Origin of the sequence: uncultured Rikenella sp. (genome assembly GCF_910577125.1) — a bacterium.
Lineage (GTDB): Bacteria > Bacteroidota > Bacteroidia > Bacteroidales > Rikenellaceae > Rikenella.
The window spans coordinates 26,369-37,253 of the sequence record NZ_CAJTMN010000010.1; the positions used below are offsets into that span (position 1 = coordinate 26,369).

The following is a 10,885-nucleotide window of genomic DNA, read 5'->3' on the forward strand; positions in this document are numbered from 1 at the left end:
ATATGATGGCTGAGGGATTCAGTGTCGTTTATAATATAGACAAAGTATGGTTCCGCGATTTCGGCGAGATGGTCGACGAGATGCTCGACAAGCTGACCGTGACGTGCGACGAACGGGGGATCGTTCCGTTGCGGCTTGTCTTCTTCGGCAATCCGGACGATAACCGACAGTATATCACGCACCGGGATTGGTTGTTTGCATTGATCCGCCAGCGGTGCGACCGGTTCGGATGGCGGGCGCCCCTGGTGAGCTATGTGGCCCAGCGGTCGCTCGATTCGGGGCTCGTGATGGAGTCGCAGTGCGTGTCGCGGGAGAACTCGGAACGCGTGCGGGAGCATTGTTCGGAAGAGGGCGTGCGCTATTTCGTGGTCGAAGACGAGGAGGGGAAGCGGCTTTTCACGGAAGGGATTCTGCCCTCGTCGCTCGACGCGCCGATTCTGGAGCAGTCCAACGAAGTGCTCTCGAAACTCGGGCGGGTGTTGGCGACCGAAGGGATGGACATCAACACCATCGTCCGGCAGTGGAACTACATCGAACGGATCACCCACGTGCCGGATGCACCCGGAGCCAATCAGCACTATCAGGATTTCAACGACGCCCGGTCGCATTTCTACGCCCGGACGGCGTGGAAGCGAGGCTATCCGGCAGCTACGGGGATCGGGACGGCGCACGGCGGGATTATGGTCGAAGTCGACGCCGCGGCTTTGACCGGGAAAAAGTGCTCGGTCGTGGCGCTGGACAATGCCTTGCAGGTGGCCGCGCACGACTACTCGCAGAACGTGCTGATCGGCGTGGCGGACAAGATATTCCGGCACAAAACCACCCCGAAATTCGAACGCGCCAAAGCCGTGGTGAGTCCGGATGCAGGCGTGCAGGTCTATATCTCCGGCACCGCGGCCATCCGGGGCGAAGCCTCGCTCACGGGCGTGGGGATCGAACAGCAGACCCTCACCACACTCGAAAATATCCGCTACCTGATTTCGAAAGAAAATTTACGCAAACACGGAATAAAGGTCGACACAGCGCCGGAAATCCAAATATTTCGCGTATATTTGAAGACCGAGAACCTGCTCGACGCTGCACGAACCTTGATCGAAGGAACTTATCCGGGCGTGCATGCCTTGTACGTGCTGACCGACGTCTGCCGGGACGAACTGCTGATCGAGATCGAAGGGATGGCCGTGGTCGAGTGACGGAACTAAAGGAAAACAAACACAACGTACTTAAATCATACCATGAAAACAGTAAAATGCTTTGCAGTCTCTCTGACAGCGCTTTTCGGCGCTTCGTTGATCTTCGCATCGTGCGGCTCCTCGTGCCCGGCCGATGCGCAAAAGGGAGCTGCGGCGGAAAACACGAACGCAATGAACAACAAAGCACCGTACCAGAAAAAGTACACCAACGCGGACTTCTACGACGCAGAGGGGAATTTCAAACAGGATGTCGCCAAGGAGGCCTTCCTCGATATGTTCGCACACTACGACGTGCCGTTCACCCCGTTGATGGAGAAAGACATCTGGTTCACCGACTTCGGTCTGGGCGATTTCGAACACGCCGGGATGGGCGGGATCTTCTGGATCAACGACTCGACCCACGGCTATTTCGCCCACAGTATCTACCTCTTGCCGGGTCAGATGATTCCGGAACACAAACACGTCAAGACCGCTTTCCCGGCTAAACAGGAGTCGTGGCTGGTGGACAAGGGATGGGTCTACAACTTCTCGGAAGTCGGCGAAGCTACGGAAGGGGCCGAAGCGCTCGTGCCGGAGTCTCAGAAAGCGACCACTATCTCGAAGAACTACGTGAAACAGAACCTCGGCGAGGTGCTGACCTTGAAGGCGCCGGAAACCTGGCACTTCATGATGGCGGGTCCGGAGGGGGCGATCGTGTGGGAATTCGCCAACTACCACGATAACGCAGGGTTGCGCTTTACCCAGCCGAAAGCGGCATTGTAATACGACACACGTGTTCGTCCGGATCGGGAAACCTGCCGATTCCGGACGACTCTTTTTTGAGGCGGAGCGGAGCCGGTGAGGCTGCCGCTGTTCGCATAAAAACAGACCCGAACTCAACCCATTGAATCGAAAACCGTTATGAGAACATACGACCACGTCGGGATACCGACCTCGACGCCGAAACCCGGCGAAGTTTATAACGAAGGAATGAAAGTCTGGCTGACCGACTTCGCGCAGAGCTCGAACCGCATCGAATGGCTCCGGTTCGACGCCGATTCGTGGATGCCGGAACTGATCCGGACGACCACCCATCTGGCTTATCGCGTGACCGACCCCGAAGCGGAGATGGCCGGGAAAAAAGTCCTGCTGCCGCCCACCGATTGCGGGGGAGACAACTGGATCGCCTTTGTCGAAGAGGAGGGGATCGCCATCGAACTCATGTGGCAGGCTTAATGAATCAATGAGATTTTAACAGACGAATATTCCATACGATGAATAAATTCATAAACTCAACCGAAAACATTACCGCCGAGTTGTTGGAAGGATACACCATGGCCTTTGCCGACACCGTGAAACTCGGCGCCGAAAATATCGTGGTACGCACCCATCCGAAAGCGGAAGATAAAGTGGCCATCGTCGCTTTCGGCGGATCGGGACACGAACCGGCCGTGAGCGGATTCGTGGGCGAAGGGATGCTTGACGCTTCGGTGGTGGGCGATATCTTCGCCGCACCGGGAGCGCAGCGGTTGTTCCAGGCCTTGCAGATGTTCAAACGCGATGCCGGGATTCTGCTCCTGATCCTCAACCACTCCGGGGACGTGATGAGCGGCAATATGGCCAAACAGCTCGCCGAACGGATGGGCATCAAAGTCAAATCGATTATGACCCACGACGATATTTCGGCCGGTTTGGATGCGGCCGATGAAGATCGGCGCGGCTTGGCGGGGGCGATACCTATGTATAAGATCCTCGGCGCTGCGGCAGAGCAGGGGAAATCGCTCGACGAACTGATCGAGATCGGCGAACGGTTCAACAAACAGATCGCCACGCTGGCGGTGGCGATGCGTGCCTGCACCCATCCGCAGAACGGGGCGACCATTACCGAGCTTCCGGAGGGGATGATGCAGATCGGGATGGGGCAGCACGGCGAAGCTGGACAGGGAGGGAATGAACCTCTGGTTTCGGCGGATGCTACGGCGGAGTTTATGGTCGGCCAGCTGATGAAGAAACTCGATTTGAAGGCAGGTGATAACGTGTTGCTGTATATCAACGGGGTGGGTTCCACGACGTTGATGGAACAGTTCATCGTCTATCGGGCGGCGGCCAAGAAGCTGGCTGCGGCGGGGATTACCGTGGCGGACGGATATGCCGGCGAGTTGCTCACCGTGCAGGAACAGGCCGGATTCCAGATGATTCTGGCCAAACTGGATGCCGATCACCTCGATCTGCTCAAGAACTACAAGGCGGATGCACCGTACTGGAAACGGTTCGGGAAGTAATCCATATATATTGTAAAGAATAGACTATGAGTCAGAAGTTAACGATACCCGATTTTCAGAAGATGATCCGGCGCGCGTTGGCCGATGTGACGGCGCGTGCGGGCGAATTCAGCGAACTCGACGCCGTGATCGGCGACGGAGACCATGGCGAAGCGATTGTCACGGCCTTGAACGCGATCGCCCGGGTGGCCGGTGCCGATGATGCGGCGGGGAAGGATTTCAAGGTGCTGCTGGCGGATATGGGCTTCGGCGTGATGCTCGAAACCAGCGGATCGACCTCCACTTTGCTGGGCGGCTTGCTGCTCGGGATGAGCGACGGGGTGCCGGCAGGTTTGTCGGCGCTGGATGCTGCACAGGTCAAGGCCATGTTCCGTGGCGGGTTGGAAGGTGTTCAGAAGAACACCAAGGCCATGCCGGGAGACAAGACCATGATGGACGCCTTGTATCCCGCGGTCACAGCGATGCAGGAATGCACTTCCGACGATATCGTCGCAGTGCTGCAGGCAGGAGCCGAAGCCGCTCGGAAAGGCGCCGAGGCCACTGTGCAGATGAAGGCCAACTTCGGGCGGGCGAGAAACTACGGCGAGAAGTCGGTGGGGCATGCCGATAGCGGGGCTTCGTCGTGGGCTTGCATGTTCGGCGCCTTTGCCGCGGCGGTGGGGGAATAAGCTTTCCTCTGCCCCTTGAAAATCATTTTATAAACCGAAAACAGAAAAAACAGAGAAGATAATGGCAGATATGGATGGTATCCTTGAGAACAAGGATAAAGACTACGGCATCGGGATTCCGGTACAGGGACAGAACTACTTCGTGAAGGGGGCCGACAACCTCGACTGGGGGATGAAAGACCGTCTCTCCAGAATATTCCGGCCGAGTACCGGTCGGACCGTGATGCTCGCTTTCGACCACGGCTATATTATGGGGCCGACCTCGGGGCTGGAACGGCTCGACCTGAATATCGTGCCGCTGATTCAGTACGCCGACTCGCTGATGTGTACCCGCGGGTCGCTCAGAGCCGTAGTGCCGCCGACGTTCAACAAAGGGATTTGTTTGCGTTACTCGGCCGGGTCGTCGATTCTGACCGACTTGAACAACGAGTGCGTTTTGGATCCGGTGGACGCTGTGCGCGTTAATGCTTCGGCGATGGCCGTGATGGTCGCCATGGGGAACGACAAGTTCGAGGCGAAGACGGTGGAAAACCTCGTCCGGACGGCGGATGCGGGGTACAAGTACGGCATTCCGACCATGGGGGTGACGGCTGTCGGGAAAGACATGGCGCGGGACTCCAAATATTTCGGCCTGGCGTCGCGGGTGTGTGCGGAGAATGGGGCTAATATCGTGAAAACCTACTACTGCGACGGGTTTGCCAAGGTGGTGAATGCTTGCCAGGTGCCGATCGTGATCGCCGGGGGTAAGAAGCTGGAGGAACGTGAGGCGCTGGAGCTCTGCTATAAGGCGATTAACGACGGAGCGATGGGGGTCGATATGGGACGGAACGTCTTCCAGTCGGCCAATCCGGCGGCCATGATTCAGGCCGTGAGCGCTGTCGTGCACGACGGTTTGACCCCGGAACAAGGGTTCGAAATGTATAAAGACCTCTCTAAGTAATAGACATTTCGTATGAAACGTTTTATTCGTAAGATATCCGTTCATTCGAGGGGGATGGCTCTGGGAGCGGCGATTTGTGCGGTGGCAGGGCTGAGCGCCTGCGGGCCGAAACCGGTGCAGGACAAGATCCTGATCGCGGGATCGTACTGGGACACCATCGCCGTGATGAACCGCAGCGAGGGGAATGTCATCGAATGGAAGTACGGCTTGCCGAAAGGGGCGGAGTGCAACAGCGTCGAGATTATTCCCGGGACGGGCGACGTGCTGCTTTCTTATAAGAACGGCGCGCGCGTGGTGAAGCGGGACTCCGTTAATGGAGGGGGGACGATCGTCTGGGACTACACCGATGTGGCCGAAGGCGAAGAGTTGCAGACCGCGACCAGACTGCCGGACGGGGGATACCTGCTCGGAATCTGCGGTACCCCGGCCCGGTTCGTGGAACTCGACTCCACGGGGCGCAACGTGCGGCGCGAAGTGCGGTACGACTTGGGGATCGGCGATGCGCACTCCCAGTTCCGGCGCATGATCAAGGCGCGGAACGGAAACTACCTCGTGCCGATTATCACCAACGGGAAAGTCTTGGAAATCAAAGACGACTCGACTTTGGTGGCGGAACTCAATCTGGGCGGAAATCCTTTCTCCCTGCAGGAGCTGCCCAACGGGAACCTGCTGGCGGGATTGGGCGATGCCCATTGCGCGCTCGAAGTCGACCGCTCGATCGGCGGACTCGTCCGGAGGATCGACGCCCCGGCGGGAGTGACTTTCCACTTTGTCGGACAGGCACAACTGATGCCGGGAGGGAAAGTCATGATCGCCAACTGGCAGGGACACGCTCCGGCCGAGGAGCGCGATGCGCCGCAGCTGATCGAAGTCGACCTGGGACAGGGAACGCCGCTCGTGTGGAGCTACGACGGACGGAAAGACGGCGTGCGGCTCGTATCGGCTTTCTTCCCGTTCCGGGAATAGGGCGGGGGAGAGACCGCGCATATCCGTTTGCGAAACGGGACGGGTCGGGCCGCTGTGCGGCTCCGGCCTTTCCTGCAATAGAGATGAAACTACTAACACCAAACCATAACGATGATTAAAAGAAGGATTTTTACAGCCGGATTGTGGTTCGCTCTGGCAGTCGCAGTACCTGTGACGGCAGAAGCGGCGACCGTTCTGGCTTCGCATCCTGCGCTTCCCGCTTCGGTCAAAAAAGCCATCGGGAAGAAGAGACAGGCCGACGACTGGCTGCACCGGGCTTTGGCCGCTAAGGCCAAGATCGCAGCCGAATCGCCCGCAGGATTACCGTTCGTATCGACCGAATACCGGCTCGGGACGGCTCCGGGGAGAGTCTCCGTAGACCTGACCGGATTGAACGAAATCTCGCTGGTCACCTGGGCGACACCGGACGGGAATGACTACGACCATGCCGTGTGGGCCGACGGCCGGTTTACCCGGAAAGACGGCACCGTGGTGCGGCTGACCGACATGAAGACCTCCGTGAAACGGATCGGCGGCAACTGGACCTCTGTCGATAAGAACTTCAACGGCAGCAAACTGAAGATTGCCGGAAAGGTCTACGATCACGGGATGATCGCCCACACCAACAGCTTGATGACCTTCCCGCTGAACGGCGAATACACCCGGTTCGACGCCGAATTCGGGATCGACGACGGATCGGTCGGCGGGAGCGCGATCTTCAAAGTGATGGTCGGCAACGGACGGAAAGAGGCCAAGGAATTGGTGGCCGCATGTCCGGAGGTGGAGACCAAACTCGGTGCCTTTATCGGTGCCCCGATCGAAGACTGGTTGACCTCGCCCGGGACGGCGCTGGAACAGGCCGCCGTGATGCAGATTGTGAGCCGGCTCGACAAACCGGCCTACTTCAATGACCGCATCGCCGCTTTGGAAGCGGAGCCGGATATGGCCAAACGCATCCTCGGCTATATGGATCTCGCCAAGCAGGCTGAGGCGGTGGTGCACTTGCAGGATCAGCTCGCATGGCTGAACATTCCCGCCGTCGGGAAAGCGTTGGCCGATATGAAGACCATGCCGGGATTCGATGCGAAGAAATACGCGGACGATTATGCCCGTCTCCAGACGCTTGCGGCCGGAGGATTCGACGGCATTTATCAGGCCGATCAGGCTGCGATGACGCGTGCCGAAGAGGCCTTGGGATTGAAACGCGGGATTCTGCTGGCCAATCCGCTTCTGGATATCGACAAAATCATCGTGACCAAATACGAACTGGGGGCCGATGCGCGCTACGTGATGGCGCCCTCGCTCGGGACACAGCCCAACAACTGGTCGAACCAGTACTCCGGTGCCCGGGGCGGCTTCGACGCCTCGATCGTCGAACTCTCCGATTTGCGCGGAGATAAGCTCAAAGAACGGTTGATCTACAAACCGGCCACCGATGCGCCGGTGACCGACGTGCACCTGCACTGGGATGCCGACCGGATGCTCTTCACCTCGGTGGACTCGGCCCGGCGGTGGCACGTCTTCGAAGTGAACACCGACGGGACGGGCTTCAGGAACGTGACCGCGGCGATTCCCGAACCCGACGTCGAGTTTGCCGACGGGGCTTATCTGCCGGACGGGCGGATGATTATCAATACCACCTTGGGATACCACGGGGTGCCGTGTGTGGACGGGGCGGATGCCGTGGGGAACTTCGCGCTCTACGATCCGAAGACCGGCTCTTTGCGGCGGCTGACTTTCGACCAGGACAACAACTGGAATCCTACGGTGATGAACAACGGGCGCGTGATGTACACTCGGTGGGAATACACCGACCTGATCCACTACTTCTCCCGCTTCGTGATGCACATGAACCCGGACGGGACGGAAAACAAGAACCTGTACGGGAGCGGCTCGTACTTCCCGAACTCCACGTTCGACATGCAGCCGCTGCCGGGGAGCTCGAGCGCTTTTGTCGGCATTATCTCGGGACACCACGGGATCGCACGGTCGGGACGGCTGATTATCTTCGACCCCGCCAAGTCGCGGAAAGAGGAAAAGGGGATGGTGCAGGAGATTCCGTTCAGCACCCGTCCGATCGAACCGATCATCAAGGACGAGATGGTGAACGGCGTCTGGCCGCAGTTCATGAAACCGCAGCCGCTGAGCGACAAATACTTCCTCGTGACCGCAAAACTCTCGCCGACTGCGTTGTGGGGGATCTATCTGGTCGACATCTATGACAACGTCACCCTGCTCGTCGAGGGCGAAGGGGAAGGGTATGTCAATGCCATTCCGGAGGTGAAGAAGGTGACCCCGCCGGTCATTCCCGATAAAGTCAACCTCGACAGCAAAGAGGCTACCGTCTTCATTCAGGATATCTATGAGGGCGAAGGGCTGCCCGGCGTACCGCGCGGGACGGTCAAGAAGCTCAGAATCCTGGCCTATGAATATGCTTATCGGGACTCCCCGTCGAACCACTCCGCACAGGGGATTCAGTCCGGATGGGACATCAAGCGCCTGCTCGGCGAAGTGCCTGTCGAAGAGGACGGCTCGGCGATCTTCACCATTCCGGCCAATACGCCGATCTCGCTGCAGCCGCTCGACTCGCTGGGACGTGCCATCCAGTGGATGCGCAGCTGGTTTGTCGGGATGCCGGGCGAAACCGTCTCTTGCGTGGGATGCCACGAAGACCAGAACCTGATGCCGATTCCGAAACGGACCATCGCTTCGACCAAGAAACCGGCCAAAATCGAGGTGCCGGAGGGCGGCGTGCGGCCGTTCACCTTCGAACTCGAAATCCAGCCGATTCTCGACCGCGCGTGCGTGGCGTGCCACAACAACGAAAATGCCGCCGGCGGAAAGAACTTTACCGGCGGACGGTTCAACAACCTCTATAAGTTCAGCGACAGCTACCTCGACTTCCACCCCTACTTCTATCGCCAGGGGCCGGAAGCGGACATGTACGTCCTCGTGCCCTACGAATTCAACGCATCCAACAGCGAGCTGGTGCAGATGCTCGAAAACGGACACCACGGCGTGAAACTCACCGACAAGGAGTGGAAGACCCTCTACAACTGGATCGACTTCAACACCCCCTACCACAGCGGATTCTTCGACGTGCGGGATTTGAAAGTCGGCCAGCACGGTTACGACCAGATCCAGCGGCGGAAAGAGCTCGCCGACAAGTATGCCAACGGCACCGCCGTGGATTGGCAGCAGGAGGTGCGCGACTACGCCGAATACCTCAAGGCGCAGCCGAAAGCCGAACCGGTTATGCCGGCACAGGCGGCCGATGCTAAGGTGAAGGATATCAAGGTGAAAGGGTGGCCGTTTACGGCGGACGAAGCCCGGGCGATGGTCGGCGACGACAACAAGAAGAGCGTCGAAGTGGCACCGGGGATTACGATGAACTTCGTTCGGATTCCGGCCGGGACATTCGTGATGGGGGCAGACAAGGGGATTGCTGCGCCGAAGACGAAAGTGAAGATCGACAAACCGTTCTGGATGGGCGAGATCGAAGTCAGCAACGAACAGTTCCGCGCCATCTTCCCGGAACACGACAACCGCTTGATCGGTCAGCACTGGAAAGACCACACCGGGCCGAACTATCTGGTCAACGAAGACTGGCGTCCGGCGATCCGCATCAGCTGGGAACAGGCTATGGAGTACTGCCGCAAGCTCAGCGAAGCGACCGGGCTGAAGATCACCCTGCCTACGGAGGCACAGTGGGAATGGGCAGCCCGTGCCGGTGCCGCCGGTGACAACTGGTGGGGAGCGGACACCGATTTCTCGGCTTATGAGAATCTGGCGGACAAACAGCTCCAGAAGATGGCCGTAAGCGGTGTCGATCCGCAGCCGATGAATCCGAACAGTCCGGTGTTCAAATACTGGGACTTCCTGCCCAAGGACGCTTCGGTGGACGACGGCAATATGCTGCTCGGCAAGAGCGGCTCGTACAAACCGAATGCGTGGGGGCTGTACGACATGCAGGGGAACGTCGCCGAGTGGACGCGGTCGGACTATCGGCCCTATCCGTACAAGGTGAAGGCGGATGAGACCAACGTGTCGAATGCGGAAAAGGTGGTTCGGGGTGGTTCGTGGATCGACCGGACGAAGAACGCCAGCCTTTCGATCCGGCGTCACTTCCTGCCGTGGCAACCGGTACGGAATGTCGGCTTCCGCGTGATAATCGAAGAGTAATCGTGATGAGAGGGAGGGATATTTTCTTGTTTTGTTCAGTAAAGGAGATATCCCTTTTGCCTCTTTGAAAAAGCACAGACCGGGATTTCAGCCTTTGGGCGGTTGGAATCCCGGTTCTGTTTGTGCTTCGGTGGGACGCGGAAGAGACGGGGCAAAGAGTTGAGGCTGCTGCCATCCGCGGAAAGATAAGTCCTGCGGAGCGTGAGGCGTAGCGTAGCTAACTGAAAGTCTTTTGGGTACCTTTTGCCCGAAGGCTTCCTCGCGCTAACTCGGCATAGCCCGCAAGCGGTCTCTGCTCGCGTAACGCCGCTCGGTTCTTCAGAAAAGGTACGGTTCCGTCCGGCACAAAGCTCGCCCGTCGCCCGCCCGCCTGAAGAGGGATTTCACTCGTTTTGCGGTGAGCAAAATCGAGATGAAATCCCAGCGGGCGACGGTTGAAATCTCTCACGCGCCACGCCTAAGGAGGCGATTCAACTCTTTCGGCGACGAGCCGAAAAAGAATGAATCGCCCCCGGCGCGCGACCGAAGAACGGGGCTCAGCAAACAAGTAAGCGATACGCAGTATCGCTCTGTCCCGCCGAGGTCACTCGGCCGCCGCCCGCGCAGGGCAGTTCTATCCTGTTAGGGTAGAGGCGGCCCTTTCGGAGTGCCCGAAGGCACCGCGCGCCACGCCTT

General features: G+C 58.7%; 8 protein-coding genes. All 8 read left to right on the forward strand.

Annotated elements, in window-relative coordinates; all coding sequences use genetic code 11:
* Positions 1-2 precede the first annotated feature (2 nt).
* The 8 genes from QZ292_RS02430 to QZ292_RS02465 all read left to right on the forward strand — a co-directional run bounded on the left by QZ292_RS02430 (position 3) and on the right by QZ292_RS02465 (position 10,210).
* Entirely contained in the window at positions 3-1,193 is a 1,191-nt protein-coding gene (locus tag QZ292_RS02430) for a hypothetical protein (RefSeq protein ID WP_294597362.1), read from the forward strand.
* Positions 1,194-1,235: 42 nt separating this feature from the next.
* On the forward strand, positions 1,236-1,955 hold the full coding sequence (locus QZ292_RS02435) for a hypothetical protein (RefSeq protein ID WP_300646465.1): 720 nt from the start codon (positions 1,236-1,238) through the stop codon (positions 1,953-1,955).
* 138 nt (positions 1,956-2,093) lie between these two features.
* Positions 2,094-2,408: a hypothetical protein gene (locus QZ292_RS02440; protein WP_294597366.1), complete on the forward strand. Its 315-nt coding sequence runs from the start codon at positions 2,094-2,096 to the stop codon at positions 2,406-2,408.
* 38 nt (positions 2,409-2,446) lie between these two features.
* Positions 2,447-3,454: a dihydroxyacetone kinase subunit DhaK gene (locus QZ292_RS02445; protein WP_294597368.1), complete on the forward strand. Its 1,008-nt coding sequence runs from the start codon at positions 2,447-2,449 to the stop codon at positions 3,452-3,454.
* A gap of 26 nt (positions 3,455-3,480) precedes the next feature.
* Positions 3,481-4,122 (forward strand): DAK2 domain-containing protein, encoded by a 642-nt coding sequence (locus QZ292_RS02450; protein WP_294597370.1) that lies wholly within the window; start codon positions 3,481-3,483, stop codon positions 4,120-4,122.
* A 61-nt stretch (positions 4,123-4,183) separates the two neighbouring features.
* Positions 4,184-5,062, forward strand: a complete 879-nt coding sequence (gene lsrF / locus QZ292_RS02455) for a 3-hydroxy-5-phosphonooxypentane-2,4-dione thiolase (RefSeq protein ID WP_294597372.1) — start codon at positions 4,184-4,186, stop codon at positions 5,060-5,062.
* A 12-nt stretch (positions 5,063-5,074) separates the two neighbouring features.
* Positions 5,075-6,028, forward strand: a complete 954-nt coding sequence (locus QZ292_RS02460) for a hypothetical protein (RefSeq protein WP_294597374.1) — start codon at positions 5,075-5,077, stop codon at positions 6,026-6,028.
* Between the two features lie 111 nt (positions 6,029-6,139).
* On the forward strand, positions 6,140-10,210 hold the full coding sequence (locus QZ292_RS02465) for an SUMF1/EgtB/PvdO family nonheme iron enzyme (protein ID WP_294597376.1): 4,071 nt from the start codon (positions 6,140-6,142) through the stop codon (positions 10,208-10,210).
* Positions 10,211-10,885: the final 675 nt, after the last annotated feature.

What these genes read in the sequence shown, in the direction of transcription:
- QZ292_RS02445 (WP_294597368.1), top strand. Translation starts at nt 2,447, where the DNA reads ATGAATAAATTCATAAACTCAACCGAAAACATTACCGCCGAGTTGTTG.
- QZ292_RS02440 (WP_294597366.1), top strand. Translation starts at nt 2,094, where the DNA reads ATGAGAACATACGACCACGTCGGGATACCGACCTCGACGCCGAAACCC.
- QZ292_RS02460 (WP_294597374.1), top strand. Translation starts at nt 5,075, where the DNA reads ATGAAACGTTTTATTCGTAAGATATCCGTTCATTCGAGGGGGATGGCT.
- QZ292_RS02435 (WP_300646465.1), top strand. Translation starts at nt 1,236, where the DNA reads ATGAAAACAGTAAAATGCTTTGCAGTCTCTCTGACAGCGCTTTTCGGC.
- QZ292_RS02450 (WP_294597370.1), top strand. Translation starts at nt 3,481, where the DNA reads ATGAGTCAGAAGTTAACGATACCCGATTTTCAGAAGATGATCCGGCGC.
- lsrF (WP_294597372.1), top strand. Translation starts at nt 4,184, where the DNA reads ATGGCAGATATGGATGGTATCCTTGAGAACAAGGATAAAGACTACGGC.
- QZ292_RS02465 (WP_294597376.1), top strand. Translation starts at nt 6,140, where the DNA reads ATGATTAAAAGAAGGATTTTTACAGCCGGATTGTGGTTCGCTCTGGCA.
- QZ292_RS02430 (WP_294597362.1), top strand. Translation starts at nt 3, where the DNA reads ATGATGGCTGAGGGATTCAGTGTCGTTTATAATATAGACAAAGTATGG.